The 26,379-nt window shown below is 68.1% G+C and carries 25 protein-coding genes; 17 read left to right on the top strand and 8 right to left on the bottom strand.

Annotation, left to right across the window (positions count from 1 at the left end; translation table 11 throughout):
- The first annotated feature begins 101 nt into the window (after positions 1 to 101).
- The 14 genes from FFK22_RS02625 to FFK22_RS02560 all read left to right on the top strand — a co-directional run bounded on the left by FFK22_RS02625 (position 102) and on the right by FFK22_RS02560 (position 14,756).
- Positions 102 to 1,100 carry an ABC transporter permease gene (locus FFK22_RS02625; RefSeq protein WP_138886734.1) on the top strand — a complete coding sequence of 333 codons (999 nt, stop codon included), beginning with the start codon at positions 102 to 104 and terminating at the stop codon, positions 1,098 to 1,100.
- 12 nt (positions 1,101 to 1,112) lie between these two features.
- Positions 1,113 to 2,021: an ABC transporter permease gene (locus tag FFK22_RS02620; RefSeq protein WP_138886733.1), complete on the top strand. Its 909-nt coding sequence runs from the start codon at positions 1,113 to 1,115 to the stop codon at positions 2,019 to 2,021.
- 47 nt (positions 2,022 to 2,068) lie between these two features.
- Entirely contained in the window at positions 2,069 to 3,055 is a 987-nt protein-coding gene (locus tag FFK22_RS02615) for an ABC transporter ATP-binding protein (RefSeq protein WP_221938333.1), read from the top strand.
- Between the two features lies 1 nt (position 3,056).
- On the top strand, positions 3,057 to 4,061 hold the full coding sequence (locus FFK22_RS02610) for an ABC transporter ATP-binding protein (protein ID WP_138886731.1): 1,005 nt from the start codon (positions 3,057 to 3,059) through the stop codon (positions 4,059 to 4,061).
- Between the two features lie 51 nt (positions 4,062 to 4,112).
- Positions 4,113 to 5,075, top strand: coding sequence for a mannonate dehydratase (locus tag FFK22_RS02605; RefSeq protein WP_138886730.1), 963 nt, complete (start codon positions 4,113 to 4,115; stop codon positions 5,073 to 5,075).
- Positions 5,076 to 5,089: 14 nt separating this feature from the next.
- A complete protein-coding gene (locus FFK22_RS02600; protein ID WP_221938332.1) occupies positions 5,090 to 5,929 on the top strand; it encodes an NAD(P)-dependent oxidoreductase in 840 nt (279 codons plus the stop codon).
- A gap of 9 nt (positions 5,930 to 5,938) precedes the next feature.
- Positions 5,939 to 7,150, top strand: a complete 1,212-nt coding sequence (gene manD, locus FFK22_RS02595; RefSeq protein WP_138886729.1) for a D-mannonate dehydratase ManD — start codon at positions 5,939 to 5,941, stop codon at positions 7,148 to 7,150.
- Positions 7,151 to 7,155: 5 nt separating this feature from the next.
- Entirely contained in the window at positions 7,156 to 8,307 is a 1,152-nt protein-coding gene (locus FFK22_RS02590; RefSeq protein ID WP_138886728.1) for a mandelate racemase/muconate lactonizing enzyme family protein, read from the top strand.
- The gene (locus FFK22_RS02585; protein ID WP_138886727.1) at positions 8,301 to 9,218 is read left to right on the top strand and encodes an SMP-30/gluconolactonase/LRE family protein; all 918 of its coding nucleotides are present in this window, start codon (positions 8,301 to 8,303) and stop codon (positions 9,216 to 9,218) included. The genes FFK22_RS02590 and FFK22_RS02585 overlap by 7 nt, the downstream gene beginning before the upstream one ends.
- Positions 9,219 to 9,349: 131 nt before the next feature.
- The gene (locus FFK22_RS02580; protein ID WP_138886726.1) at positions 9,350 to 10,591 is read left to right on the top strand and encodes an extracellular solute-binding protein; all 1,242 of its coding nucleotides are present in this window, start codon (positions 9,350 to 9,352) and stop codon (positions 10,589 to 10,591) included.
- 4 nt (positions 10,592 to 10,595) lie between these two features.
- Positions 10,596 to 11,531, top strand: a complete 936-nt coding sequence (locus FFK22_RS02575) for a carbohydrate ABC transporter permease (protein ID WP_221938331.1) — start codon at positions 10,596 to 10,598, stop codon at positions 11,529 to 11,531.
- On the top strand, positions 11,528 to 12,358 hold the full coding sequence (locus tag FFK22_RS02570; protein ID WP_221938330.1) for a carbohydrate ABC transporter permease: 831 nt from the start codon (positions 11,528 to 11,530) through the stop codon (positions 12,356 to 12,358). Before FFK22_RS02575 ends, FFK22_RS02570 begins: the two co-directional genes overlap by 4 nt.
- A 10-nt stretch (positions 12,359 to 12,368) precedes the next feature.
- Complete coding sequence (locus tag FFK22_RS02565) at positions 12,369 to 13,697, top strand: sulfatase-like hydrolase/transferase (protein ID WP_138886725.1); 1,329 nt, start codon at positions 12,369 to 12,371, stop codon at positions 13,695 to 13,697.
- 63 nt (positions 13,698 to 13,760) lie between these two features.
- Positions 13,761 to 14,756, top strand: coding sequence for a LacI family DNA-binding transcriptional regulator (locus tag FFK22_RS02560; protein WP_186002264.1), 996 nt, complete (start codon positions 13,761 to 13,763; stop codon positions 14,754 to 14,756).
- 26 nt (positions 14,757 to 14,782) lie between these two features.
- On the opposite strand, the gene FFK22_RS42660 is transcribed toward FFK22_RS02560, so the two are convergent.
- The 8 genes from FFK22_RS42660 to FFK22_RS02525 all read right to left on the bottom strand — a co-directional run bounded on the left by FFK22_RS42660 (position 14,783) and on the right by FFK22_RS02525 (position 22,103).
- A complete protein-coding gene (locus FFK22_RS42660) occupies positions 14,783 to 14,959 on the bottom strand; it encodes a hypothetical protein (RefSeq protein WP_186002263.1) in 177 nt (58 codons plus the stop codon).
- Positions 14,960 to 15,141: 182 nt separating this feature from the next.
- Positions 15,142 to 15,729, bottom strand: a complete 588-nt coding sequence (locus tag FFK22_RS02555) for a bifunctional 2-polyprenyl-6-hydroxyphenol methylase/3-demethylubiquinol 3-O-methyltransferase UbiG (RefSeq protein WP_138886723.1) — start codon at positions 15,727 to 15,729, stop codon at positions 15,142 to 15,144.
- A 53-nt stretch (positions 15,730 to 15,782) separates the two neighbouring features.
- The gene (locus FFK22_RS02550; RefSeq protein WP_138886722.1) at positions 15,783 to 17,675 is read right to left on the bottom strand and encodes an autotransporter domain-containing protein; all 1,893 of its coding nucleotides are present in this window, start codon (positions 17,673 to 17,675) and stop codon (positions 15,783 to 15,785) included.
- 143 nt (positions 17,676 to 17,818) lie between these two features.
- Positions 17,819 to 18,079: a hypothetical protein gene (locus FFK22_RS02545; RefSeq protein WP_138886721.1), complete on the bottom strand. Its 261-nt coding sequence runs from the start codon at positions 18,077 to 18,079 to the stop codon at positions 17,819 to 17,821.
- Positions 18,080 to 18,198: 119 nt separating this feature from the next.
- Entirely contained in the window at positions 18,199 to 19,524 is a 1,326-nt protein-coding gene (locus FFK22_RS02540; protein WP_138886720.1) for a YbiU family protein, read from the bottom strand.
- Positions 19,525 to 19,592: 68 nt separating this feature from the next.
- On the bottom strand, positions 19,593 to 20,033 hold the full coding sequence (locus FFK22_RS02535; protein ID WP_138886719.1) for an SRPBCC family protein: 441 nt from the start codon (positions 20,031 to 20,033) through the stop codon (positions 19,593 to 19,595).
- Between the two features lie 23 nt (positions 20,034 to 20,056).
- Positions 20,057 to 20,887, bottom strand: a complete 831-nt coding sequence (locus tag FFK22_RS02530) for a phosphoenolpyruvate hydrolase family protein (RefSeq protein ID WP_138886718.1) — start codon at positions 20,885 to 20,887, stop codon at positions 20,057 to 20,059.
- 10 nt (positions 20,888 to 20,897) lie between these two features.
- The gene (locus tag FFK22_RS02525; RefSeq protein WP_138886717.1) at positions 20,898 to 22,103 is read right to left on the bottom strand and encodes a Tm-1-like ATP-binding domain-containing protein; all 1,206 of its coding nucleotides are present in this window, start codon (positions 22,101 to 22,103) and stop codon (positions 20,898 to 20,900) included.
- A gap of 165 nt (positions 22,104 to 22,268) precedes the next feature.
- Between FFK22_RS02525 and FFK22_RS02520 the strand changes: the two genes are divergently transcribed.
- From FFK22_RS02520 to FFK22_RS02510, 3 genes are all read left to right on the top strand, one after another.
- On the top strand, positions 22,269 to 22,679 hold the full coding sequence (locus tag FFK22_RS02520; protein ID WP_138886716.1) for a VOC family protein: 411 nt from the start codon (positions 22,269 to 22,271) through the stop codon (positions 22,677 to 22,679).
- Between the two features lie 131 nt (positions 22,680 to 22,810).
- Positions 22,811 to 23,665 (top strand): formyltetrahydrofolate deformylase, encoded by an 855-nt coding sequence (gene purU, locus FFK22_RS02515; protein ID WP_138886715.1) that lies wholly within the window; start codon positions 22,811 to 22,813, stop codon positions 23,663 to 23,665.
- A gap of 255 nt (positions 23,666 to 23,920) precedes the next feature.
- Positions 23,921 to 26,335 carry a hypothetical protein gene (locus FFK22_RS02510; RefSeq protein ID WP_138886714.1) on the top strand — a complete coding sequence of 805 codons (2,415 nt, stop codon included), beginning with the start codon at positions 23,921 to 23,923 and terminating at the stop codon, positions 26,333 to 26,335.
- The last annotated feature ends 44 nt before the right edge of the window (positions 26,336 to 26,379 follow it).

The following is a 26,379-nucleotide window of genomic DNA, read 5'->3' as shown; positions in this document are numbered from 1 at the left end:
CCAGCGGCACCGGCCTCTGGATGGCCACGTCCCCCGGCTCAAGGCCGGGGTCCTCGCCATGACGAAAAAGGGCTGGAGAGCCGAACTCAGAGGCCGCTGGCATGACCCTCAAGCTCGTCATCAAACGCCTTCTGTTCCTCGTCCTGGTGGTCTGGGCCGCCTCGACGATCGTGTTCTTCATTCCGCGCCTGTCGAGCCGCAATGCGCTGCGCGAACGGTTCGGCGAGCTGGCCCGCACCGGCGGCTTCTCGCCGGCCGATCTGGAGAAGATCATCGCCTCGATGCAGCAGCAGTTCGGCCTCGACCAGCCGCTGTACCACCAGTACTGGACCTATCTCGGCAACATCGTGCGGATGGATTTCGGCTATTCGCTGTACCGCTATCCGTCGACCGTGGCCGACCTGCTGGCGCAATCGCTGCCCTGGACCATCGGCCTGCTGCTGGTGACGACGATCCTCAGCTTCGTCATCGGCAACCTGCTCGGCGCCGTCGCCGCCTGGCCGCGGGCGCCGCATTGGCTGCGGGCCTTCGCCACGCCCTTCATCCTGCTGACCGGCGTGCCGCCTGTGATCATGGGCATCCTGCTGCTGTTCTTCATCGGCTTCCGGCTGAAATGGCTGCCGCTCGGCGGCGCCTATTCGGTCGGCGTGGTGCCGAATTTCTCCCTCGACTTCATCCTCGACCTGCTGCAGCACCAGATACTGCCGGCGCTGGCGCTGATCTTCGGCTCCGTCGGCGGCTGGGTGCTGTCGATGCGCGGCATGGGCGTCACCATCCAGGGCGAGGACTATGTGAACTTCGCCGAGCACAAGGGCCTGACCGGCGGCCGGATCTTCCGCGACTATTATCTCCGGAACGCGATGCTGCCGCAGGTGACGGGGCTGGCCCTGGCGCTCGGCACCGTCGTCACCTCGGCCATCATCGTCGAAGGGCTGTTCGGCCTGCCGGGCATCGGCAGCATGCTCAATCTCTCGATCCGCGCGAACGACTTCCCGACCATCTACGGCATCGTGCTGTTCATCACCATCGCCGTGGCGGTGCTGATGACGGTGGTCGAGTTCCTCTACCCGTTGCTCGATCCCCGCGTCCGCAATTCGTGAGGAGCGAGAGACATGTCGATCGCCGCGCTCTCACCGCCCGCCGAAACCAGGATCGAACGCCCGGGCAGCTTCGTCCTGGTGCTGCGCTACCTGCGCCGCAACAAGGGGCTGGCCCTGGGCGTCCTGATCCTGCTCGGCCTGACCGCCTTCACCATCATCGGGCTGCTGGCGATCAATCCGAAGGATGCCTATCCGCTGTCGGTGGCGGTGAAGAAGCCGCCGAGCCTGAAATATCCCTTCGGCACCGATTTCTTCGGCCGCGACCTCCTGGCCGCCATGGTTGTCGGCATGTGGCAGACGGCCTTCATCGGCTTCGTCGCCGGCGGCATCGGCACGCTGATCGGCGTCGTGCTCGGCTTCATCGCCGCCTATTTCGGCGGCTGGACCGATGCCGCGATCCGGACGGTCTGCCAGGTCCTGGCGCCGATCCCGGTGCTGCTGATCCAGGTCGTGATCGCCGGCTCGCTCGACAAGCGCGACGTCACCATCTTCACCATGGCGATGATCGTGGTGCTGCTGGCCTGGATGGGGCCGACCCTGGTCATCCGCGCCCAGGTGCTGACGATGAAGGAACGGCAGTTCGTCGCCGTGGCGAAGCTGTCGGGCGTCAGCGACCTCGGCATCATCTTCAAGGAGATCCTGCCCTGCCTGCTGCCCTTCATCGCCGCGGCCTTCGTCGCCCAGGTATTCTCGGCCGTCTTCGCCTCCTTCTATCTCGCCGTGCTCGGGCTCGGGCCGCTGCGTGAGCCGCTCCTGGGCAACATCATCTGGGCGGCGCAGTCGCAGGGCGCCTTCTTCAACGGCTGGTGGTGGTGGCCGATCATCCCGTCGGTCGCGATGATCCTGATCCTCGGGTCGCTGGCCCTGATCAATATGGGGCTCGACGAGCTGGCCAATCCCCGCGTGCGCAGGACGGAGTGACGGCGATGGATGTGACGCTCGCGCCGCCCCGGGACCGGAGGAAGGCCATGACCCAGCCGGCCGCGGCAACCGCTCCGGTCCTCGATGTCCGCAACCTCGCGGTGACCTATTACACCGACTCCGGCCGGGCCCGGGCGCTCGACGATGTCAGCTTCACGCTGAAAGCCGGCGAGAAGCTCGGCATGGTCGGCGAATCCGGCTCGGGCAAGAGCACCCTGGCCCTGGCCATGATGCGGATGATCAAGCCGCCGGGCCGGATCGAGGGCGGCCAGGTAATCATCGCCGGCGCCGACCTGATGGCGCTCGACGCGGAAGGGATGCGTCAGGCTCGGCTGTCGCGGATCGCCTATATCCCGCAGGGCGCGATGAATTCGCTGAACCCTGTGATGCGGATCGGCGCCCAGATGGTCGACGCGGTGAAGTCGCATCTGCCGGGCGAATCCCGCGCGGCGATCGAGGCGCGCTGCAAGCGGGCGCTGCAATCGGTCGATCTCGATGTCGGCGTCTACCGCATGTATGCGCATGAGCTGTCGGGCGGCATGAAGCAGCGTGTCTGCATCGCCATCGGCATCCTGCTCGACCCCCACGTCGTCATCGCCGACGAGCCGACCAGCGCGCTCGACGTCGTCACCCAGCGCCAGGTGATGGAGACGATCGACAACGTCCAGAAGGCGATCAACGCCGCGGTCATCCTGATCGGCCACGACATGGGCCTGATGGCGCAGTTCGTCGACAAGGTCGCGGTGATGTATGCCGGGCGGCTGGTCGAGGTCAGCACGGTCCGCGAGATGTTCACGGACCCGAAGCACCCCTATTCCCAGGCGCTGATCGAGAGCCTGCCGAGCCTCGACAACAAGGGCGTGTTCCGCGGCATCCCCGGCCTGGCGCCGTCGCTGCTGCGGCTGCCGGGCGGCTGCGCCTTCCACCCGCGCTGCGGCAAGGCCATGGCCGTGTGCAGCACGATACGGCCCGAACAGTGCCTCCTGGCCGGCGGCCGCGGCGTCACTTGCCACCTCTATGACGGGGACGCCTGAGATGGCCGATCTGCTGCGACTCGAAGACGTCTCGAAGACCTATTCGCGCGGCCTCGTCCACGCGCACACCACGGTCGCGCTGCGCAACATCTCGCTGACGCTGAAGGAGGACGAGCCGACCATCCTGACCGTGGCCGGCGAGAGCGGCAGCGGCAAGACCACGCTGGCCATGCTGCTGCTCGGCTTCATCGCGCCGTCGACCGGCCGGATCATCTATCGCGGCAAGGATGTCTCGACCCTGCGCGGCAAGGAGAAGATGGCCTATCGCCGCGAGGTGCAGGCGGTCTTCCAGGACCCCTTCGCGGTGTTCAATCCGTTCTACACGGTCGACCATCTGCTGACCGTGCCGATCCGCAAGTTCCGCCTGGCGAAATCGAAGGCGGATGCCCGCAGCAAGATGGAGGAGGCGCTGACCGCCGTCGGGCTGCGGCCCGAGGACATCCTCGGGCGGTTCCCGCACCAGCTGTCCGGCGGGCAGCGCCAGCGCATCAATGTCGCCCGCGCGCTGCTGCTGAAGCCGCGGCTGCTGATCGCCGACGAGCCGGTGTCGATGGTCGACGCGTCGCTCCGCGCCACGATCCTCGAGACGTTGCGCAACCTGCAGCGCGACCATGGTGTCTCGATCATCTATGTCACCCACGACCTGACCACCGCCTATCACATCGCCAAGTCGATCATCGTGCTGTATCGCGGCGCGGTGATGGAGGCGGGGGATGTCGACCAGGTGATCAAGGACCCGCAGCACCCCTACACCCAGCTGCTGGTCGATTCGATCCCCTGGCCCAATCTCGACCGGCGGTGGGGCGCCCAGCCGATCAAGGCGCGCGAGGCCGGTGTCGGCACCGACGGATGCCGCTTCCGGCCTCGCTGCCCCCGGGCGATGGAGGCCTGCGGGGCCGAGCCGCCGCTGTTCCGGATCGGCGATCGCCAGACTGCCTCATGCTTCCTCTACGATCGGCAGCCTCAGGTCGCGCAGGAGCGCCTGTCGGAGCTGCTGCCCGCCTGACATGGACCACCGTCCTCCTTCACTGCCCAGCCTTTCCGGGATCCTCACGACATGCTCGAAATCGCCGAATACATCAGCCCCGCGCCGACGCCCGTCTGGAAGCTGGCAAAGCAGGCCGGGGTCGACCTCGCCGTCGGCGGCCTGCCGCCCGACGACCTGCTGCAGGGCGAGGCACCGTGGGATTTCGGGCCGCTGCAGCGCCTGAAGCACCGCTATGAGGATGCCGGCTTCACCCTGAAGGTGATCGAGGCCCGCCCGCCGCTGAACGAGGCCAAGCGCGGGCTGCCGGGACGCGACGAGGAGATCGCGACGGTCTGCACGCTCCTGCGGAACATGGGCCGGCTCGGTATACCGGTCTGGTGCTACGAATGGATGACCGACTTCAACTGGGTGCGCACCAATCTCGCCACGCCCTCGCGCGGTGGCTCGGTGGTCACCAGCTTCAACATCGCCGACGTGCCGGAGGACCTGACCAGCAACCCGCCGATCGGCGAGGACGAGCTCTGGGTCAATCTCGATTACTTCCTGAAAAAGGTGCTGCCGGTCGCCGAGCAGGCCGGGGTGAAGATCTCGATGCATCCGGACGATCCGCCGCTGTCGCCGATCCGCGGCGTCGGCCGGATCATGCGCAGCATCGACAACTACCGGCGCCTGGTCGAAAGCGTGCCCAGCCCGATGAACACGATCACGCTGTGCCAGGGCAACTTCACCTTGATGACCGACGACCTGCCCGGCGCCATCCGCAGCTTCGGCAAGGCCATCTCCTTCGTCCATTTCCGCGACGTGCAGGGCACGCCGGAGGCGTTCCGGGAGACATGGCACGACGCCGGCAAGACCGACATGCTGGCCTGCATGCGCGCCTATCGCGACATCGGCTTCGACGGCGTGCTGCGCCCCGACCATGTGCCTACGGTGGAGGGCGACAGCAACGAGCATGCCGGCTACTCCGCCTTCGGCCGGCTGTACGCGATCGGCTACATCCGCGGCCTGCACCAGTCGGTCTACGGCGCTTGAGCGGGGAGGGGACGATGGACACTGCAAAGAGCACCATTGCGCTGACCGGCGGCAGCGGCCGGATCGGCCGGGCCATCGCCGCGGCGGCGCTGCGCCGCGGCCACCGCGTCGTCAGCATCGACCGCGCCGCGCCGGCGGAGGCGCAGGAGAACCTCCGCTTCGTCCAGGCCGACATCGGCGACTATGACGCGCTGGTCGACGCCTTCCGCGGCTGCGACGCCCTGATCCACATGGCGGCGATCCCCTCGCCGGGCAATCAACCCGACCATATCGTCCACAACAACAACGTCACGGGCAGCTACAACGCCCTGCGGGCCGCGGTCGAGGTCGGCATCACCCGGATCGTGCAGGCCTCCAGCGTCAACGCCATCGGCCTGTCCTTCAGCCGGGAGGCGCATTTCGACTACCTGCCACTCGACGAGGCGCATCCGAACTACACTGAGGAGCCGTACTCGCTGTCGAAATGGATCTGCGAGCAGCAGGCCGACACCTTCGCCCGCCGCTACAGCGATCTTCGGATCGCCAGCGTGCGCTTCCACCTGGTGGTGGACGAACGCGCCCAGGCCGGGGCGGTCTACGGCTTCGTGACCAAGGAGGCGTCGAAGCATCTCTGGGCCTACACGCTCTACGATTCGGCGGCGCGAGCCTGCCTGCTGGCGCTCGACGCACCGTTCCAGGGCCATGAGGTGTTCTACATCGTCGCGCCGGACACGGTGATGGACATGCCGAGCCTGGATCTCGCCGCCCGTTTCTTCCCGGACGTGCCGATCCGCGGCGACCTCGGCGGCAACCGCGCTTTCTTCTCCTCGGCCAAGGCGGAGCGGATGCTCGGCTGGCGCCACGACCCCGACTGAGGTGCTGTCATGAAGGTCCAGGACGTCAAGGTCATCGTCTGCTCGCCCGGGCGGAACTTCGTCACCCTCAAGATCGTCACCGACGAGGGCCTCACCGGCATCGGCGACGGCACGGTGAACGGGCGCGAGCTCGCGGTCGTCAGCTACCTGCAGGACCATGTCGCGCCGCTGCTGATCGGGCGCGACCCGGCGCAGATCGAGGATATCTGGCAGTACCTCTATCGCGGCGCCTATTGGCGGCGCGGGCCGATCACCATGGCGGCGATCTCGGCCGTCGACATGGCGCTGTGGGACATCAAGGCCAAGGCGGCCGGCATGCCGCTGTACCAGCTGCTCGGCGGTGCCTCGCGGCAGAAGGCGATGATCTATTCGCATGCCCAGGGCATGAGCATCGAAGAAGCGGTCGATGCGGTCGGCCGGAAGCGCGACGAGGGCCATGTCGCGATCCGCTGCCAGGTCGGCATCCCGGGGCTGCCCGCGATCTACGGCACCGGCAAGGGGTCGAAGCAGGGCACCGGCGGCATGGTCGAGGCCCTGCCGCATGAGGAGGTGTGGTCGACCGCGAAATACATGGGCCACATCCCGAAGCTGTTCGCCCGGCTGCGCGACGTCTATGGCGACGACCTGCACCTGCTGCACGACACGCATCACCGCCTGACCCCGATCGAGGCGGCACGGCTGGGCAAGGACCTGGAGCCGTTCCGGCTGTTCTGGCTGGAAGACCCGGTGCCGGCCGAGCTGCAGGAGGGGTACCGCCTGATCCGCCAGCACACGACGACACCGATCGCGCTGGGCGAGGTGTTCAACACTATCTGGGATGCGCGCCTCCTGATGGAGGAGCAACTGATCGACTACATCCGCGCCACCTCGGTCCATGCCGGCGGCGTGACCGGGCTGCGGCGGATCTTCGACTTCGCCTCGGTCTACCACATCCGCGCCGCCTGCCACGGGCCGATGGACGTGTCGCCGGTGGCGATGGGCGCTAACGCCCATATCGACCTGTGGGTGCCGAATTTCGGCATCCAGGAATTCTCCGGCTACACCCCGCTGATGCATGAGGTGTTCCCGCATTCCTGGCAGCAGGAGGGCGGCTACATCCATCCGGGCGAGGCGCCGGGCCACGGCGTCGACATCGACGAGGCGCTCGCCGCGAAACATCCCTATCAGCGCGCCTACCTGCCGGTGAACCGGCTCGAGGACGGCACGCTCTGGCACTGGTGACCGACATGAAGATCTCCGCCATCCGCGCCTATCCGGTCTGGGTCGGCACGCGCAACCAGCTGATCGTCAAGGTCGAGACCGACCAAGGCCTGTCCGGATGGGGCGAAAGCGGCCTTTCCGGCCGCGAGAAGGCCGTGGTCGGCGCGATCGAGCACTACCGCGAATTCCTGATCGGCCGCGATCCGTTCGGGATCGGCGCGCTGTGGCAGGAGATGTATCGCAGCCAGTATTTCGAGGGCGGCCGCGTGCTGCAGGCGGCGATCTCGGCGATCGACATCGCGCTCTACGACATCCTCGGCAAGGCGCTCGGCGTGCCGGTCTACCAACTGCTCGGCGGCAAGCAGCGCGACCGGATCCCGACCTTCGCCACCACCTCGGCCCCGCCGGGCGAGGAGATGATCGAGCAGGCGAGGGCGCTGATCGCCGCCGGCTGGACCGCGATGCGCCTGTCGCCCTCCGGCCACCGCGGCGGCGAGATCTACGAGCCGCGCGAGCACATCGCGACGACGGCGAAATGGTGCGTCAGGGCGCGCGAGGCGCTGGGCGACGAAATCGTGCTCGGCATCGACCTGCATCACCGCCTGTCGGTGGCGGAGGCGGCGAGCTTCTGCCAGAAGATGCCCTCCGGCACGCTCGACTTCCTGGAGGAGCCTATCCGCGACGAGACGCCGGAAGCCTATGAGGCGCTGCGGCGGATGGTCGACGTGCCCTTCGCCATCGGTGAGGAATTTGCCTCCAAGTGGCAGTTCCTGCCCTACATCGAGCGCAACATCCACCAGTTCAACCGCCTCGACGTCTGCAATGTCGGCGGGCTGACCGAGGCGATGAAGGTCGCGGGGTGGAGCGAGGCGCATTACGTCGACATGATGCCGCACAACCCGCTGGGCCCGATCTGCGCCGCGGCGACGGTGCATTTCGCCGCGGCGGTGCCGAACTTCTCCTGGCTCGAGACGCGCACCTCGACGGCGGAGCAGCTCGGCTTCGACGATGCCGAGTTCTTCCCGGTCCAGCCGCGGATCGAGAACGCCCATTATCCGGTGACGGACGCGCCCGGCCTCGGCGTCGAGGTCAACGAGGAGCTGATCAAGCAGCAGAGCTTCAAGTTCTGGGAAGCGCCGCATCTGAAGCGCAACGACGGATCGGTGACGAATTGGTAGACCTCGGCCCGCTCGACGGGCTCGCCTTCGACATCGTCGATCCGCGCTTCGCCGCCTGCACCGTGGCCGGCGCCAGGATCGAGCGGATCTGGACCGGCAGCCGCTGGACGGAAGGGCCGGCCTGGCTCGCCGCGCGCGGCCTGCTGGTCTGGTCCGACATCCCGGGCGACCGGATGCTGGCCTGGGAGCAGGCGACGGGGCGGGTCTCGATTTTCCGCCAGCCGGCGAACAGCCCGAACGGCAACACGGTCGACCGCCAGGGGCGGCTGGTCACCTGCGAACAGAACCCGCATCGGCTCGCCCGGACCGAGGCGGACGGCACGATCACGCCGCTGGTCGACCGGATCGATGGCCGCCGCTTCAACTCTCCGAACGATCTCGTGGTGGCGTCGGACGGTGCGATCTGGTTCACCGATCCCAGCTACGGCCGATCCAAGGACCGCGGCGCCGGGCTGGATGTCGAAGGCTGCCATGTCTACCGCTTCGATCCGGCGACCGGCGCGGTGCGGCAGGTGACGACAGACTTGGTGATGCCGAACGGCCTGGCCTTCTCGCCGGATGAACGCCTGCTCTACATCGTCGACACCGGCAGCACGGAATGGCCGGACGGTCCCAACCATGTGCGCCGCTTCCGGGTCGGACTCGGCGGGACGCTGTCGGGCGGCGAGGTGCTGGCTGACGCCCATGGCCATTTCGATGGCCTGCGCACCGACACCGAGGGCCGGCTGTGGATGGCAGCGGACAAGGGTGTCCGCTGCCATCTCCCCGACGGCACGCTGATCGGCCGGGTCAATCTGCCTGAGCGCGCCGCCAACCTGACCTTCGGCGGCGCCGGCCGCGACATCCTCATGATCACGGCGACCAGCTCGGTCTATCTCTGCCCGGTGAACGCCGTCGGCGCCGCGCCCTGAGACGACGACAGCGGTACGGCTGGAATATTCGATCGGGAGCTGCCTTGACGGCCAGCAGGAGAAGGCATATTAATCGATTAATACAATGCCGCCGAACTCACGAAATGGCGGATCGCCGAGGGAGGAGACGGATGAGCTGGTGGAGGACGAGCGGGCTCGTCATCGGCGCCGGGCTGGGGATTCTCGGGGCGCAGGCGTGCGGGGCCGAGACGCTGACGCTGTATTGGAACGCCGGCCACGCCTATCAGGCCTATGCCGATGTCATCAAAAAATTCGAGGCCGATCACCCCGGCTGGACGGTGCGCTGGGAGAAGTTCCAGTGGCCCGACATGCGCACCAAGCTGGTCGCGGATTTCTCGGCCAAGAACCCGCCGGATCTGGTGGCCGAGCCGGGTGGCTGGGTGCAGGAGTTCGGGCAGCAGGGCTTGCTGACGCCGCTCAACGACTTCGTCGCCGTGGATGGCGAGGCGATGGGCTTCCCGGCAGACTGGCAGCCCTATGCTGTGGCCCGGAACATGCTCGGTGACCAATATTACGGCGTCCAGATCCATCTGACCTGCGCGACCCTGGTCTACAATGTCGACCTGCTGAAGGCGGCGGGGTTCGACGGCCCGCCCAAGACCTGGGAGGAGTTCCGGACCATCGCCAAGGCGACCACGTCCGGCCCGCGCTTCGGTTTCGCGCCCAACCCCAGCCTCGGCTACTACTGGTCCTGGTTCCTGCAGAACGGCGTTCGCTACTACGCTCCGAAGACCAACAAGATCACTCTCGACAGCCCGGAGGCGATCGAGGCGATCCAGTTCCTGGCCGATCTGATCCAGAAGGACAAGGCGGCCACCAAACCCGTCGCCGGCGCGGATTACGAAGGGCCGCAGAAGCTGTTCACCGCCAACCGGGTCGCCATGATCGTCACCGGCCCGTGGGACGTGAAGCCGATCCGGTCCGGCAATCCGCGGCTGAACTGGGCGGTGGCGCCGTCGCTGAAGAACAAGGTCCAGGCGACCTTCGCCGGCGGCGTCAGCCTGATGATCCCGAAGGACGCCCAGCACCCGAAGGAAGCCTGGGACCTGCTCAAGGACCTGGTCGCGCTCGACACCGAGCTGGCCGCCACCAAGGAGGCCGGCATGACCATGCCGCGCAGATCCTGGGCGGAGAACCCGGAGGTGAAGGCCGACCCCGTGATCGGCGGCTTCGGCCAATGCCTGCCCTATGCGCAGGATGTCAGCGCCGAGCTGCGGCTGACCGGCAAGCAGGCGCGGATCGACAAGCTGCTGCAGAGCGCGCTGGAGGACATCGTCTACAACGACGTGCCGGCCGCCGAGGCCATGCCGAAATTCACGGCGGAAGCCAACGCCGTGCTGGCGGGACAGTAGGCCGATGACGGCCGGCGGCAGCGCGGCGGCGATGCTCGGGCCGGCGGTCCGGCGGCGGGGCCGCCTGAGCCGCCGGGCGCGTCACACGATCGCGGCGTATCTGTTGCTGCTGCCGGCGATCCTCTACTTCGCCGTCTACTTCTTCTATCCGATCGCGCTCGAATTCTGGGCCAGCCTCCACAGCGGCCAGCCGCTGATCGGCGATAGCCGCTTCGCCGGCCTCGCCAACTACGCCGTGGCGCTCGGGGACGGCCGGGTCCGGCAATCCGTGGTCGTGACCCTGGCCTTCTCGGTCGGCGTCACCGTGGCCAGCATCGCCATCGGCCTCGGCGTGGCGCTGCTGCTCAACCGGCCGCTGCCGGGGCTGGCCGTGTTCCGGGCGGTCATCTTCTTCCCCTACATCATCTCCTTCGTGATCGTCGCGCTGATGTGGCAGGCGATCCTCGACCCCTACACCGGCATCCTGAACGGGCTCCTCGCCGGGCTCGGCCTGCCGACGCAGAACTGGCTGGCCGAGCCGGCGACCGCGCTGCCGACCCTGATCGCCATCACGGTGTGGAAGGATGTCGGCTACGCCATGCTGATCTATCTCGCGGCGCTGCAGTCGATCCCGTCCGACTTCCACGACGCCGCCGCGATCGACGGCGCCACGCCCGGCCAGCGGTTCCGGTATGTCACCTGGCCGCTGCTGACGCCGACGACCCTGTTCATCGCCGTGGTCAGCATGATCGCCCAGCTGCAGGAGCTGGCACCGGCCTACCTGATCACCAAGGGGGGCCCAGCGGATGCCACGCGGCTGTTCAGCCTGCACGTCTTCGAGGCGGCCTTCTTCGAGCTCAACATCGGCTACGCCTCGGCGCTGGCCTTCCTCATGTTCCTGCTGATCCTGGCGGTCACCTTCGTCCAGTTCCGCCTGCTGAACCGGGACGTCAGCTATTGAGCGCCGCCGCGACCACCCGGGCCGGAACGGCCGTCACCTACCTCCTGCTGTTGCTGGCGGCGGCGCTCTGCGTCTTCCCGTTCCTGTACATGCTGTCACTGTCGCTGCAGAGCGATGCCGACATCTTCAGCGGCCTGCCGATCCTGGTGCCGGAGACGCTGCAGTTCACCAATTATGTCGACATCTGGCAGAAGGCGCCCTTCGCCCGCTTCGTCCTGAACAGCGTCATCGTCGCCGGCGGGATCACGCTGCTGCACCTGATCTTCGACCCGCTCGCCGGCTATGTCTTCGCCAAGCTGGAGTTCCCGGGCAAGCGCGTGCTGTTCGTCGCGGTGCTGTCGACGCTGATGATCCCGTTCTTCATCCGCATGATCCCGCTGTATGTGCTGACAGCGCGGATGGGCTGGCTCGACACTTATCAGGGGCTGATCGTGCCCTTCGCCATGAGCGCCTACGGCATCTTCCTGATGCGCCAGTTCATCCGCCCGATCCCGGGCGAGCTGATCGACGCGGCGCGGATCGACGGCTGCTCGGAGATCGGCATCTACTGGCGGATCGTGCTGCCGCAGGTGAAGCCCGCTCTGGCCACCCTGGCGCTGCTGACCTTCGTCTTCCAGTGGAACGAGTTCCTCTGGCCGCTGGTGGTGGTCAGCAGCACCGAGATGCGGCCGATCACAACCGGGCTGACGCTGTTCAACCAGGAATTCTTCACCCAGTGGAACATGACCGCGACGGGCGGGGTGATCCTGTTCGTCCCGAGCCTGGTCCTGTTCCTGTTCACCCAGCGCTACTTCGTCCGCAGCGTCATGCTGGCGGGAATGAAGTGACGGAGCCCGCATGAGCCGCCCGAACGTCATCGTCTTCTTCACCGACCAGCAGCGCTGGGACACCGTCGGCGCCCATGGCAACCCGCTGGAGCTGACGCCGAATTTCGACCGGCTGGCAAAGACCGGCACCTTCGTCGCCAATTCCTTCACCTGCCAGCCGGTCTGCGGGCCGGCCCGATCGGTGTTCCAGACCGGGCGCTACGCCACGGTGACCGGCTGCTACCGCAACGACATCCCGCTGCCGAAGGACGAGACGACGCTGGCGCATCATTTCGACGCCGCCGGCTACGACACCGCCTATATCGGCAAATGGCATCTCGGCTCGGCCGAGCCGGTGGCGCCGGGGGAGCGCGGCGGCTATCGCCACTGGTTGGCCTCCAACATCCTGGAGTTCACCTCCGGCCCGTTCGAGACGGTGGTGCACGACAATCACGGCCGGCCGGTCAGGCTGCCCGGCTATCGCGTCGATGCGCTGACCGACGCGGCGATCCGCTACGTCGCGACGCCGCGCGACGATCCGTTCTTCCTGTTCCTGTCCTTCCTCGAGCCGCATCACCAGAACCAGACCGACAACTACCCGGCGCCGCTGGGCTACGAGGAGCGGATCCGCCGGAAGCTCGCCGTCCCCGGCGACCTGGCGGCGCTCGGCGGCTCCACGGCGGTGCATCTTCCCGGCTATCTCGGCATGGTCGCGCGCCTGGACGAGGCGTTCGGCCGGCTGGTCGAGGCGCTGTACAGCCTCGGGCGGCTGGACGACACGATCATCCTCTTCACCTCCGACCATGGCTGCCACTTCAAGACTCGCAACAACGAATACAAGCGGTCCTGCCACGAGGCGTCGATCCGGGTGCCGACGCTGCTGCACGGTCCGGGCTTCGAGGATGTCGGCGCCTTCGACGGGCTGGTCAGCCTCGTCGACCTGGCGCCGACCCTGCTCGACGCGGCGGGACTTGCGATTCCGGAGATAATGCAGGGGCGCTCGCTGTTGCGGACGATCCGGGGCGGGGAAGCGCCGCGCGAAGACATCTTCGTCCAGATCAGCGAGCACCATGTCGGCCGCGCCCTGCGCACCCGCCGCTGGAAATACGAGATCGAGGCGCCGGGCGGGGACGGCTGGAACGACCCGGCGAGCGATCTCTACGCCGAGGCGCGGCTTTACGACCTGGAGGAGGATCCGAACGAGCTGCACAACCTCGTCGCCTCGCCGGCGCATGCCGAGACGCGGGCGGTGCTGCAGGGTCGCCTCCTGGCCCTGATGGAGGAGGCGGGCGAGACGCGGCCCGAGATCCTTTCCGTCGAAAGCAGAAATTGGCATGAAGGGCTGGTGAGCGAGGGCTGATCGACGCCCGCTCGGGCTTGGCGGATGGACGAGAGCGATACCGAACGGAAGAGGGCGCCGACCATGGCCGACGTCGCCCGTCGTGCCGGGGTCTCGACGGCCGCCGTCTCCTATTTCCTGAGCGGCGACAGCAAGCAGCTGAGATTCGTCGGCCAGGAGGCGCGCCAGCGCATCCTGGAGGCGGTGGCGGAGCTGAACTATGTCCAGAACCGCACCGCCCGCCAGCTCCGCCGGCGGCGGGCCGAGCGCATCGCTCTCCTGCTGCCCCGCCTCGGCGTGCCGTTCAGCGACCGCGTCGCCCAGGACGTCCAGTCCGCGGCGGCGGCCAGCGGCTTCTCCACCATCATCGCGGCCGGCGACACGTCCGAGCGGATGGACCGGATCGTGCGCGAAATCGAGAGCGGCCTGGCCGACGGCGTGATCGCCGACTGGCAGCACCTGTCCGAGGCCGAGGTCGTGCAGTTCGCGGACCGTCTCGCCGCCGCCGGGCGGCCCGCGGTGGTCTTCCATCCATCGGTGGGGCCGGCGGGCTTCTCCGTCGTCCGCCAGCACACCGCCGAGGCTGTCGGGATGGCCCTCGACCACCTGTACGAGGCCGGCCACCGCCGCATCGCCTACATGCTGCACGACAAGGCCGCGGAAGGCAGCCGGCTGGCCGCCTATCGGCGATTCCTGGAGGCGCGCGCCCTGCCATCGGAGCCCGAGCTCCTGGTCGGCGGTGCGGAGGCACGCAAGGCCGCCTTCGCCAATGCCAGGGCGCTCGCGTCGCTGCCGCGGCCGCCGACGGCGCTCTTCGCCGAGTCGGACCTCGCCGCCGTCACCGCCATTCACGCCTTCGAGGAGATGGGGCTGTCCGTCCCCGGAGACATCGCCGTGATCGGCTGCGGCAATATCGAGGAAGGCGAGTTCGGCCACCCGGCACTGACGACGATCGGCCCCGAGACCACGCGCTATGACCGCCTCGCCGATCACCTGATCGGCAGGATCACCGGCCGCGAGGGCGAGGCTCCGACGGTTTTCGACGTGCCGTGGCGGCTTGTCTTTCGGGCTTCCGCCTGAGGCATGCGGCCGTGTCCCGTCCTGGGTCAGTCATGCGGGCCGAGGGCGCGGAGCTGCGCCTCGGCCCGGTCGAGGCCGAGCGACAGCAGCGCCGCGATCTCGTCCTCGCGCAGGCCCTTCTCCAGCGCTTGCCAGCGCAGCTCGCAGCGCCGCACCGCCTCTTCGAGATCGGCCTGGGATCGGATATCCCGGATCGGACGCATCGGGCGGACAACTCCTCGGGTGTCGGGGCGGGCAAGGCTGCGCAGGCGGATTCGGCATGGCGAATCCATGGTCATCGTCGCGGCGGGTCTCGCGGCCATCGGGGTCTCGCTGAGGTGTGTGTTCGTGATTTGTTCTATACGAGAACGGCGCTTGAGTCGAGTCCGGGATACGGGCTCGAATCCTAGGCCGGGTCGCGTTCGACCAGATAGAACAGCAGCTTCGGCTTGTAGGGGACGACCCGGACGCGCTTGAAGCCGGCATGGCGCAGCAGGGCCGCCAGCTCCACCGAGTTCAGAGCGTTGACCCAGCCGAGCGACCAGCGGTCGCGGCCGATGTTCCGATCCAGCGGATGGTAGCTCAGCAGGGCGCGGGGCACCGCGGCGCGCAGGCCGCGCAGGAAGCGTGGCATGTCGTAGAGGTATTCCAGCACGCCGAGGCCGAGGGCCATGTCGGCCTCGACCTCGGGAAAGGGCTCTCGGTTCAGGTCGCAGACGACCGTTCGTGCATCGCGGCGGACACAGTCGAGCGGCAGGTAGGTGCAGCCTTCCGGCAGCATCCCCTCCAGCGCCATGGCGCCGCAGCCGATGTCCAGCACCCGCAGGCCCGGGCGGACATGCGCGACGGCCGCCCGGGCCCGCTCGGCCCAGGATTCCAGCTTGCCGACATCCTCGCGCGACCAACGGTCGATCAGGGTCGATTGCTGCTTCGCCGCCGCGATCGTGGCGCGGCGGCGTTCCTCCGGATCATTGTCCCCGGCCCAATCCGACATCGGCCTGTCCCCTCGTGGGTTGGCCCCTTCCGGTGGCAAGGATAACCCGGTTTTCAGAAGCGCACAGCGAGGCGTCCGGTCACGGCATAATCGTCGCCGCCGTCGCGGCCCAGCGTGGTCTCGCCGCCGAGCTGCGCCGTCACCGCCGGGATCAGCCGGACCGCGACGCCGCCGGCCAGCCGGCCATAGGCACCGCCGGACGCCTCGACCTCCTGGACGCGGCCGACATCCGGCACGGTGACCAGCGCGGTGTCGATCGACCGGTCGCCGCCCAGCAGGTCGCCCTCGACCGACAGCTCCAGATGCGGCGTGATCTCCGCGCTGCCGGCCTCGAACCGGGCGGCGGCGGCGATCCCGGCGCTGCCGATCAGCGCCTCCGCCGTCTGCTCCTCGACCGTCATGTCCAGGCCGGGCGCGCCGGATTCGGAGTAGCGATCGATGTCCACCCGCGAATAGCGCAGCCCGAGCACAGGGCCGAAGGTGAAGGCGTCGACGGCGAAGCGGTAGCCGGCCCGGCCGAAGACGCTGAGGCTGTTGCCGTCCGGATCGGCCTCGGCGCGCAGCTGCGGCACATAGGTCCGGCGTTCCAGCTCGTAGCTGTCGAAGCCGTAGGCGACGCCGGCGCCGCCGAAGAGCGCGCCGTCGTCATAGCCGGCCACGGCGCCGATCCGGACCGAGCTGTAGTCGACCGTGCCCCAGCCCTGGTCGAGATCGGCGTCGCCGGTGTCGTAGGCGGCGACGAGGCCGAGCGTGACCCGGTCGACCGGCCGCATCGTGACGCCGCCGGTGATCGAGGTGACGCCGTAGTCGAAGCCGGCGGCGCCGCGGTCGAAGCCCTGGCTGCCGAAGGCGCGCTGCAGGGTCAGGAAGCCGTCGACCGGGCGGTCGGAAGCAGCCGGCGGGCCGGCCAGCATCGGGCCGTCTTTGCCGCCGATCGCATCGCCGACCCGGCGCAGGAAGTTGTCGCTCGCCAGCAGGGCGAGACCGGCCTGGGCGCCGACGGTGGTGGGGGCGGTCAGCGTGTCGGCGACGTATTCCGCCAGCAGCTGGTGCCCCAGCGCGGTCGGATGGACGCTGTCCCAGAACAGCCGCCCCTCGGGGTCGCGGCAGACCGATCCGGGCGTGACGTAGGGGGGCAGGGCGGTGGCGCTGGTGACGCAGGCCTGGGTGACGTTGCCGAAGCCGAAGCGGGCCGGGTCGGCCAGCACGGTCTTCATGCCGGTGGCGAAGTCGGCCACCACGATCTGCACGCCCAGCTCGCGGCCCAGCGCGCCCATCTGCCGGTTCAGCGCCTCGGCATGGCCCTCGGACAGGGCGCTGGCCAGGCCCTGGCCCAGCGTGCCGCGATAGGCCGGAGTGGAGCCGAGGTCGGGCACGTTCGGCACCAGGATGGTCTTCGCCCCGGCCGCGGCCAGCCGGCGGATGTCGGCGTCGATGTTGCCGACGGTGCGCGCCACCTCGGCCTGCACCCCGGCCGGCGACGGCGTGCCGCCCAGCCAAACGAAATAGTCGTTGGACCCGCCATACAGCACCACCAGGTCATGGGCGCCGAAGCGGCCGCCGGACCCCGCATAGCCGTCGATCTGGTCGCGGATGCCGGGCAGGGTCACGCCGCCGGGCGCCAGCAGCGGGTTGGCGATGTTGCCGCTGTCGGTCTCGGCGCCGCCGACCGCGAGATTGCGGCCGGGCTCGGCGTCGAGGCCCAGCAGGCCGGGCAGCCGCTCGGCATAGGTCGGGCCGTTCGAGAAGCGGGCGTCGAAATAGGGCGGCGACACCGGGAAGCGCAGCGGGAAGGCCGGGTTCTGTTCCGCGATCAGGCCGGGGATGCGGCCGCGGTCGCTGAGACTGTCGCCGAACACCGACACGGAGGAATAGGGCTCCTCGGCCTTCGCCACGGCAGCCGGAACCACGACGGCGAGCAGCGCCATCGTCATGCAACGCTTCATCAGCAATCCCCCGGATCGGTCTATCGACTCCGATCATAGGATAGGAATGCTACACGCGTGTCGGTGAGAGCCATACCCGGATCAGTCGAGCCGATCCGGGGGTGGGAGAAGTTTCTTCGTGCTGTCCCGCTCGGGGCGTCCGCTCAGCGCCAGCCGGCGTGCCAGCCGTAATGCGGGTGCCACCAGCCCCAGCCATAGACCCGGTGGTAGCGCCAGAGATAGCCGGGCGCCGGCGCTATCCCGACCGGCGCGACATAGACCACGCCAGGGGGCGGCGCGACGGGTTCGACCACCGCGACCGGGGCGGGGCGGGGGCGCACGGGGTAGGCGGGATAGGCGACGCAGCCGGCCAGCGACGCGATCGCGGCGGCAGCGGCCGCGATCCGGACCAGGGGCAGTGACATGTGTGGCATCGGGATGTCCGTTGTCGTGGGCCGGCCCGGTTGGGCTCGGATTGCACGGCGATAACGGGCATCGCTGGCGATGGTTTTCGGCTTACCGCGATTTAATCGGCGGTTCCGCTTCACCCCGCGGCTGCGGCGGCCTCGCGGATCAGCGCGGCGCGGGCAGGGGATGTGCCGTCGGTCGGCCAGGCCTCCAGCCCCAGCTGGCGGCGGCCGAGACCCGTCAGGTCGGCCTCGGTGCCGCGGCCGCGATAGGACTTCTCGCGATGCTCGGGCGAGAAATCGGGCGGGGTCTCGCCGGCCAGGAAGCGGGCGCGCTGCCGGGCGGCGTATTCCGCGTTCTTGGCGCAGAGCGGACCGGCGCCGATGAACATCACGTTCGAATAGTTGGCGCCGCGGTGCTCGTCGCCGACGGCATGGATGCAGTCGGGATGCCACCACACCGTGTCGCCGGGCTCGGCGGTGGGGATCGAGACCTGGGCGTCGATCAGCGGCTGGTGCCACGCCGGCAGGATCGCCTGCGCCTTGCCGCGGGCGGCGCCGCAGATCAGCTCCTCGGGCACGTCGTCCAGCAGCGGCCGCAGCAGCAGATAGGCGATCGAATGCCGGATCATCGGCACCACCTGCAGCGTGCCGTCGTTCCTGCCCTGGCCGGTCAGCGCCAGCCAGCCCTGATAGGACCGGAAGAAGGTGCTGGTGTTGGGCGCCGGGAATTCGCGCGCCTCGACCCGGAACTCGCCGTCGAACGGGTCGTGCCGTTCCCAGTCGCCGCTGAAGACGTTGCGGTAGACCCGCCGGTAGCCGGGGTCAAGCCAGCGCTCGATCGAGCCGCCATCCATATGCGGCGACAGGCCGAGCGTGGTATCGCCCGGCTGCCGGCGGCGTACCCGGTCGGCATAGGTGACCTCGCGGTCCGGGTCGAAGAACATCCGGCCGGCCGTCGCCTCGTCGCCGCTGTCGCAGAAGCGCCAGAGCCGGTTCATGAAGCGCCGGGCGGCCGCCATGCTCGGATGCTGCCGGGCCTCGACCTGCGGCCGCGACCAGTAGATGGCGAAGATCTGCGGCGTCTTGGCGCTCAAGCCGCCGAAGTACTTCTGCAGGTTGCCGTCATCCTTCTGGCTGGCATAGCCGTTGTCGTCGATATATGCGGCGACCGCATCGTTCCAGCGGGCGATCTGGTCCCGATCGACCGTGCCGCGGATCAGGGCCGCGCCGCGGCGCCGGATCTCGGCCACGGTTTCGCCAGGGACCGTGTTCCCGACGATATCGGCGAAGCGGACCACGGGAACCGGCGACTGGCCCCGGGCATCGATCTCGCGGGTGGCGTCGGCCTCGCGCCGCACCGCATCCTCCAGCCGCCGCCAGACCCCGGCGACGTCGCCGATCGCGTTGCGCAGCTCCCGCTTCGCCGCGCGGATTTGCGCGGCATCATCGATCTCGGTCATCTATCCGACACCTGTTCTGGCCGGGGCGCACCCTGCACCGGGCGCGCCCCGGCGTAAAGTCGCGGAGATCAGCCGCCGAAGCGCTTCTTGAGGGAGTCGAAGCCGGTCTGGAACACGCCCTGGCCGATCAGCTTGCGCATCGCCGCCTCATTCTCGGCCGAAACGTCGAACTCGGCGGTCCATTCGGCGAAGCTGCGGTTGCCGTCGGTGACCGGAATCAGGCGCAGCGTGGCGACGTAGTTCTCGACCGGCATCGGCGCGGCCAGGATCGCGTAGGTGACGCTGTGCTCGGAATCCGAGAGGGTCAGCAGCCTCTCGCGGATGGTGCCGCCGCCCCCGGCCAGCTCCATGCTGCGGACGCAGCCGATGCGGTCGGGGGTGCCGCCGTCCTCGACCTTGCTGCTGGCGATGGCGGGATGCCAGTCGGGCAGGGCGTTGAAGTCCCGGATCGCCTGCCACACGGTGTCGACCGGGGCGTTGATCACGCTGCTGGTGGTCACTCGGATCATGCTCGCTTCTCCTGGTTGGGACGTCAGAACGAAACCTGCTTGAAGGCGCGGGTCTGGGCGGTGAGGGCCTGTTCGGTGGGCAACCGCTCCATCGAACTGGCGCCGTAGAAGCCGTGGCAGTGGCGGCAGCGCTGCAGGACATAAGCCGCGTCCGCCGGCATCGCGATCGGCCCGCCATGGCACAGCACGATGATGTCCGGGCGCACCGCCAGAGCCGCCGCGGCCCAGTCGTCGACCAGGGCGACGCAGTCGTCGAGGGTCTTCGCCGTCTCGGCGCCGATCGCACCGCCGGTGGTCAGGCCCATATGCGGCACGATGATGTCGGCGCCGGCCTTGGCCATCGCCACCGCCTCTTCGGCCGAGAAGACATAGGGCGTGGTCAGCAGGTCGAGCGCATGGGCACGGGCGATCATCTCGACCTCCAGCCCATAGCCCATGCCGGTCTCCTCCAGGTTCTGGCGGAAGGTGCCGTCGATCAGCCCGACGGTCGGGAAGTTCTGCACCCCGGCAAAGCCCATGGCCTTGAGCTGGCCGAGGAAGTGATCGGTCAGCAGGAACGGGTCGGTGCCGTTGACCCCGGCGATGACCGGTGTGTTCTTCACCACCGGCAGCACCTCGCGCGCCATCTCGACCACGATCTCGTTGGCGTTGCCATAGGCGAGGAGGCCGGCCAGCGAGCCGCGGCCGGCCATGCGGTAGCGGCCGGAGTTGTAGATCACGATCAGGTCGATGCCGCCGGCCTCCTCGCATTTGGCGGAGAGGCCGGTGCCGGCGCCGCCGCCGACGATCGGCTCGCGGCGCTCGACCATGCCGCGGAACCTGGCCAGGAGGTCGGCGCGGGCGAAACGGGTCATGGTGGCGTCCTCAATGATGGGCGATCGCCCGGAACTCGCGCACCAAGGCGGCCGCGAACTCCGGGGCGTTGATCGCGTGGGGCAGGCGGATCAGCCGGCGGTTCGGGGTCTGTTGCACCGTCGCCTCCAGCGCCTGGAAAAGGGCCTCGTCGGCGGCCGGGTCGTGGAACGGCTTGCCCGGCGCGTCGATCAGCGACACGCCGCCCTCCGGAATCAGGAAGCGCACGGGCCCGTCCATCCGGTTCAGCTTGGCGCCGATCCAGCGGCCCATCTCGACATTCTCTTCCACCGTCGTCCGCATCAGCGTCACCTGCGGGTTGTGGACATAGAGGTTTCGCTTCAGGAATTTCTCCGGGACCGTCTCCTTCGCCCCGAAATTGACCATGTCGAGCGCGCCGCAGGAGGCCACATAGGGGATGCGGGTGCGGATGATGCTGTCGAACCGGTCCTCGCCGGCCGGGAACACGCCGCCGACCAGCAGGTCGCAAATCTCGGTCGTGGTGATGTCGATGACGCCGCCGATCAGGCCGGAGTCGACCAGCTTCTCCATCGACCGGCCGCCGGTGCCGGTGGCGTGGAACACCAGGCAGTCATATTCGCCCTCCAGCGCTTGGCTGACCTGCTCGACGCAGGGAGTGGTGACGCCGAACATGGTCAGGCCCAGCGCCGGCTTGTCGGCCTCGCTGCGCGGCGCCGGATGCGCCACCATCCCGGCCAGGGCATGGGCGGCGTTGCCCAGCACGGCGCGGGAGATGCGGTTGATCCCGGACACATCGGTGACCGAATACAGCATCATGATGTCGGCCGGCCCGACATAGGGCGCGACATTGCCGGAGGCGACGGTCGAGACCATGACCTTCGGCACCCCGACCGGCAGGTCGCGCATCGCCGGGGTGATCAGCGCCGTGCCGCCGGACCCGCCCAGGCCGATGACGCCGCCGACATCCGTCCGGCTGGCCAGGAAGCCGCGCAGCGCCTCGGCCATCGCCGCGACCGCATGGCCGCGATCGTCGCTGAACACGGCGTCGATGCCGCCGGAATGGTGCAGGGCCACCTCTCGGGCCGTGACGTCGATGGGCAGCCCCTGGCCGGGACCGCGGGAGCCGGTGCCGACATCGACCAGCACCGCCGGGACGCCGAGCGCCTCGACCAGGCCCTTCACATAGGCCAGCTCGCGGCCCTTGGTGTCGCAGGTCCCGATGACATAGGCCTTCATGGCGCGTCCTCCCTGGGAATCGCCGGCATGGCCGCGCCGGTTCTTGCCCTCGGTTGTCGCCCCGCGGCCGCCCCGGGCGCAAGGGGTCGTGGGAACAAGGTTCCGGCTTCTTTTGTCGGACAACCAGGGTCTATGCTGCGGCAACGACCAGCCGGGAGAACGCGCATGACCAGCCTGACACGCCTGGACCACGTCAACATCTGGACCGCCGACCAGAAGCGGCTGATCCGCTTCTACCGCGACACCCTTGGCCTGGAGGCGGGGCCTCGGCCGGACTTCCCGTTCCCCGGCGCCTGGCTCTATCTCGGCGACCAGGCGGTGGTGCATCTGGTCGAGGTGAAGCAGGCGCTGCATCCGGAGCAGGTGCAGCTGTCGCATTTCGCCTTCCAGAGCAACGGAAATCTGGACGACTTCCTGGCCCATCTGAAGGGGCTGGGCGTCGAGACCAAGCTCGGCAGCCCGCCGCGCAGCGGACTGGTCCAGGTCAATTTCCACGACCCGGACGGCAACCACGTCCATGTCGATTTCAAGGACGGGACCACGCCCGACCTGGTGCCGTACCGGGAAACCGCGTAGCCAGATTGGGGCCGCGTCGGCCCCAGGCATCCGGCCGTCGCAATCAAGCCGCAGGCGGCGGCCGGTCCCGTGCTAGGTGTCGACCATTGCTTCACGGCCCCTCGGCCCTTCAGCGAGACGACGCGGCACCCATGGCGAAACGGCTGATCCTCAAGCTCTCCTGCACCGATGTCCCCGGCATCGTCGCCCGGATCTCGGATTTCGTGTTCCGCTCCGGCCTCAACATCCTCGAGAGCGCGCAGTTCTTCGACCGCGACACCGGCCGCTTCTTCATGCGGGTGGTGGTCGAGGCGGTGGAGGGCACGGCCGACATCGACGCCCTGCGCGAGGGCTTCACCCCGATCGGCAGCGACTACGGCATGGATTGGGAGCTGCATGACGCGGACCGCAAGATCCGCGCCCTGATCATGGTGTCGAAATTCGACCATTGCCTGAACGACATCCTGTACCGGGTGCAGATCGGCTCGCTGCCGATCGAGATCCCGGCCGTGGTCTCGAACCACCGCGACAGCTACCAGCGGGTCGCCGCCGCCGGCATCCCGTTCCACCACCTGCCGGTGACGCGGGACAACAAGGCGCAGCAGGAGCGGCGGCTCTTGGACTTGGTGGACGAGGAGAAGATCGACCTCGTCGTCCTGGCCCGCTACATGCAGGTGCTGTCCTCCGACCTGTGCCGGAAGATGGAGGGGCGGGTGATCAACATCCACCATTCCTTCCTGCCCAGCTTCAAGGGCGCCAAGCCCTACCACCAGGCGCATTCCCGCGGCGTCAAGCTGATCGGCGCCACCTCGCACTACGTCACCGACGACCTCGACGAGGGCCCGATCATCGACCAGGACGTGACCCGGGTCGACCACACCGCCTCGGCCGACGACTGGGTCGCCATCGGCCGCGACGTGGAGAGCGTGGTGCTGGCCCGCGCCCTGAAATACCACTCCGAGCACCGCGTGCTGCTGAACGGCGCCAAGACGGTGGTGTTCCGCTGATATCGGGATCGGCGCCGGCGGGCTGAAGCCGCCGCCGGCGCCGCCATCATTTCAGATCGACGCCCGGTCGTGTCCGGCCGTGGCGCTGCGCGCCTCGCGATGACGGATCGCTGTTTCGCGCCCTTCGCCCGGGCATGCATCAGCCTGATCGTCCGATACCAAGACCGCATTGGGAACTCCGTGCCCTGATTATCAAAGTCTCCGATGTCGACGCGGCATTCCGCCGGATCGTGCTGCAGACAAGGAGACATTCTCATGAGCGATACGGGCATCACCAAAGCCGAGACCGAAGCTGAGACATCGGCAGATCCGAGGCGCAGGCAGGCGCTGGTGGATGAGATCAACAGGGATCTTCCCCTGCACCCGGCACCGCCCATGAGTGCCAAAGCGCGCGGCAAGCGGCCGGCCCAGGATCTCGAGCAGGGAGGCATCGAGCTTCCGACGAACCTCACCGCCTGGCTGCAGGCGGTCGCGTTTGTGGACCCTCAGCTCCTGATCCGCTATGCGCGAGATCCCGATGCCATGATCGAGGCCGCCAAGGCCGCGGCGAGAAACACCATTGTCCCCCCGGAAAAGCCGACCGGCCTGAACCGGCTCTGGAAGGGTACGACGATGTACACCGACCTGATCTCGTCCAGCGATTTCAGGGACCAGCTTCGCCGCCTCGAATTCGACGCTAGCGGCGATGCCGACGCCTCCGATCCGCGGAGCGTGCTGGGCACGATGCGCGACGTCTTCGCCCAGATGCGCGCCATGGTGGCAGATCTTGGCGACGACACGGATCCGGACCTCGTCTTCGCCAAGCAGCAGGTCACCGGCCAGCTCGATCAGCTCATCTCCGACCTCGGCGCGATCGCCTTTGACCGGACGTTCCGCGAGCGCGTTGGCGTCATCGCCGGGACGGCCGCGTCATTCGCGCTGATCCCGCTGCCCTTCGTCTACTCGAACGAGACGCGACCGGCGAGCTGGCTCTATACCGGCGCCTTGGGCGGTGCCTATGCTCGCACGGTCACCCAGATGGGCGGCCTTCTGGTCAATCCCGGCCTGAATGCCCGCCTCTGGATGAACAATTTCCGGGACCGGCATCTCATCTGGTTTCTTCCGGCCGTGTTCTTTGCGATCCAGGCCTTCATCAAGGCCTATGCCGACGAGCATCCAGAAAACACGGCAATCCAGGGCCCGGCTGAGGCGGCGATCGAGGTCAATGAGAGCAAATGGTTCCCCGCCATCGTGGCGACGGCCGAATTCGGCCTGTTCATGGCATCCAACTTCCCCGATCAATACCAGCAGATGAAGGACTGGGCCTGGCGCAAGACGGCTGGGGAAAAGGGCCGGAACGATCCTGAGACACTGGGCTTCGTCCGACGCTGGCTGGCGAACGATGCCATCCGCATGGCGAATCTCAACAGCGGCGGCGTGACGGTGCCCGCCGACGACAACGACACGGCCGGGCTGATCCGCGATCACTACAAATTCGCCAGCGGCCTCTGGTCGGTCGTCCGGACCGCCCGTGAACGCTATGAGGAAGGCGGCCGGATCGGCGATGCGGAAAGCCAGCTGCTCGACCAGGTGGGATCGGGCCTTCAGAAGATCGGCGAATTGCTCGACCCCCTGATCAAGAACGTCATGGCCCAGGTCGAGCTCATCACCGCGGAGGAGAAGAGGGCGAAGAAGATCGCCGCTCCCGGCCTGCTGGGTGCGGCGGCGCTGATCGGCACGGTGAATTCCCTGGGCGCCATCCGCATTCCCGCACTTCTGGCAGACTATATTCCTTACTACGTAACGGCATGGCTGGTAGAACTCGCGCGACTGCGCGACGATTCGAAGACCGTCGAATCCGCCATCAGGACCTTCGGCAGCTATCTCGGCGGATCGCTGGTCGGCACGCTCCCGTCCATCATCAACCTGGCCTTCGAATTCGCCTTTCATGAAGGCGCGTTCGATCTGGTGACGACAGAGCGGCCTGAGGGGCTGCCCGCAAATGCGACGTTCACGCACACTACGCCCAGCATGCTCATCACGGAGCATCCGGACCTCCATATCGCGGACGGCAAGGTCAACTTCGCGCTCTACACCGCTTATCAGATGCTGACCTACCTCCTGATCAGTGGCCGCATGGGCGAAGCGGTTTCGGCCTCCACCCTGTGGCTTATGCGCGGCATCACACGCAAGAACGCGGCGATCGCGTTGCCGGAGGATACCGGCAGCGGTGGATTCGAGGTCCCGGAGGGCTTCGACGAGAGGTATATGGATCGCCTCGAAAGCGCTCTCGCGAAGTTCAAGGCCCGGTTCGACGCAGAGGTGACGCGCCTGGAGGGGGAGACGGCGCGGATCGAGGACGTCACGGACGATGACCTCCCGGAGGATATGGCGGCGCTGCCGGGCGAGGAGTCCCTCGGCATGACGCGGATGCCGCCGCGTCGCAAAGGCGAGTCAAGCACGTCCGCCGCGCCGCTGGAGTTCGAAGAGGCTCCGCCGAAGCCCGAGGACACGGTACTGATGTCGGAGGAAGCTCCCCCGAAACCCGAGGAGGATCCGCCCGCCGAGCCGAAGCGTCCTGCTGCCGCTGCGACGTCGAGCCAGAAATCGGCGGAGGAAGAGCCTGCCCTCGAGGGATGGCAGAGAGACGCCGCGGCTGCCGTCAACTGGGCCGACAAGAAGGAGCAGTAGGAGCGAACGTTCCGAGAGCCGGACGATGCCGCGTCGAGGTGGGC

This window comes from Mycobacterium sp. KBS0706 (assembly GCF_005938675.2).
Taxonomy (GTDB): Bacteria; Pseudomonadota; Alphaproteobacteria; order DSM-16000; family Inquilinaceae; genus Inquilinus.
This window is presented reverse-complemented; position numbering and strand designations above follow the sequence as displayed.

Bases quoted from the DNA above. Each gene is read 5' to 3' on its own strand.
- FFK22_RS02580 (WP_138886726.1), top strand. From the start codon at position 9,350: ATGAGCTGGTGGAGGACGAGCGGGCTCGTCATCGGCGCCGGGCTGGGG.
- FFK22_RS02615 (WP_221938333.1), top strand. From the start codon at position 2,069: ATGACCCAGCCGGCCGCGGCAACCGCTCCGGTCCTCGATGTCCGCAAC.
- FFK22_RS02525 (WP_138886717.1), bottom strand. From the start codon at position 22,103: ATGAAGGCCTATGTCATCGGGACCTGCGACACCAAGGGCCGCGAGCTG.
- FFK22_RS02610 (WP_138886731.1), top strand. From the start codon at position 3,057: ATGGCCGATCTGCTGCGACTCGAAGACGTCTCGAAGACCTATTCGCGC.
- FFK22_RS02510 (WP_138886714.1), top strand. From the start codon at position 23,921: ATGAGCGATACGGGCATCACCAAAGCCGAGACCGAAGCTGAGACATCG.
- FFK22_RS02590 (WP_138886728.1), top strand. From the start codon at position 7,156: ATGAAGATCTCCGCCATCCGCGCCTATCCGGTCTGGGTCGGCACGCGC.
- FFK22_RS02565 (WP_138886725.1), top strand. From the start codon at position 12,369: ATGAGCCGCCCGAACGTCATCGTCTTCTTCACCGACCAGCAGCGCTGG.
- FFK22_RS02560 (WP_186002264.1), top strand. From the start codon at position 13,761: ATGGCCGACGTCGCCCGTCGTGCCGGGGTCTCGACGGCCGCCGTCTCC.
- FFK22_RS02540 (WP_138886720.1), bottom strand. From the start codon at position 19,524: ATGACCGAGATCGATGATGCCGCGCAAATCCGCGCGGCGAAGCGGGAG.
- manD (WP_138886729.1), top strand. From the start codon at position 5,939: ATGAAGGTCCAGGACGTCAAGGTCATCGTCTGCTCGCCCGGGCGGAAC.
- purU (WP_138886715.1), top strand. From the start codon at position 22,811: ATGGCGAAACGGCTGATCCTCAAGCTCTCCTGCACCGATGTCCCCGGC.
- FFK22_RS02520 (WP_138886716.1), top strand. From the start codon at position 22,269: ATGACCAGCCTGACACGCCTGGACCACGTCAACATCTGGACCGCCGAC.
- FFK22_RS02600 (WP_221938332.1), top strand. From the start codon at position 5,090: ATGGACACTGCAAAGAGCACCATTGCGCTGACCGGCGGCAGCGGCCGG.
- FFK22_RS02530 (WP_138886718.1), bottom strand. From the start codon at position 20,887: ATGACCCGTTTCGCCCGCGCCGACCTCCTGGCCAGGTTCCGCGGCATG.
- FFK22_RS42660 (WP_186002263.1), bottom strand. From the start codon at position 14,959: ATGCGTCCGATCCGGGATATCCGATCCCAGGCCGATCTCGAAGAGGCG.
- FFK22_RS02555 (WP_138886723.1), bottom strand. From the start codon at position 15,729: ATGTCGGATTGGGCCGGGGACAATGATCCGGAGGAACGCCGCCGCGCC.
- FFK22_RS02625 (WP_138886734.1), top strand. From the start codon at position 102: ATGACCCTCAAGCTCGTCATCAAACGCCTTCTGTTCCTCGTCCTGGTG.
- FFK22_RS02620 (WP_138886733.1), top strand. From the start codon at position 1,113: ATGTCGATCGCCGCGCTCTCACCGCCCGCCGAAACCAGGATCGAACGC.
- FFK22_RS02550 (WP_138886722.1), bottom strand. From the start codon at position 17,675: ATGAAGCGTTGCATGACGATGGCGCTGCTCGCCGTCGTGGTTCCGGCT.
- FFK22_RS02575 (WP_221938331.1), top strand. From the start codon at position 10,596: ATGACGGCCGGCGGCAGCGCGGCGGCGATGCTCGGGCCGGCGGTCCGG.
- FFK22_RS02605 (WP_138886730.1), top strand. From the start codon at position 4,113: ATGCTCGAAATCGCCGAATACATCAGCCCCGCGCCGACGCCCGTCTGG.
- FFK22_RS02545 (WP_138886721.1), bottom strand. From the start codon at position 18,079: ATGTCACTGCCCCTGGTCCGGATCGCGGCCGCTGCCGCCGCGATCGCG.
- FFK22_RS02535 (WP_138886719.1), bottom strand. From the start codon at position 20,033: ATGATCCGAGTGACCACCAGCAGCGTGATCAACGCCCCGGTCGACACC.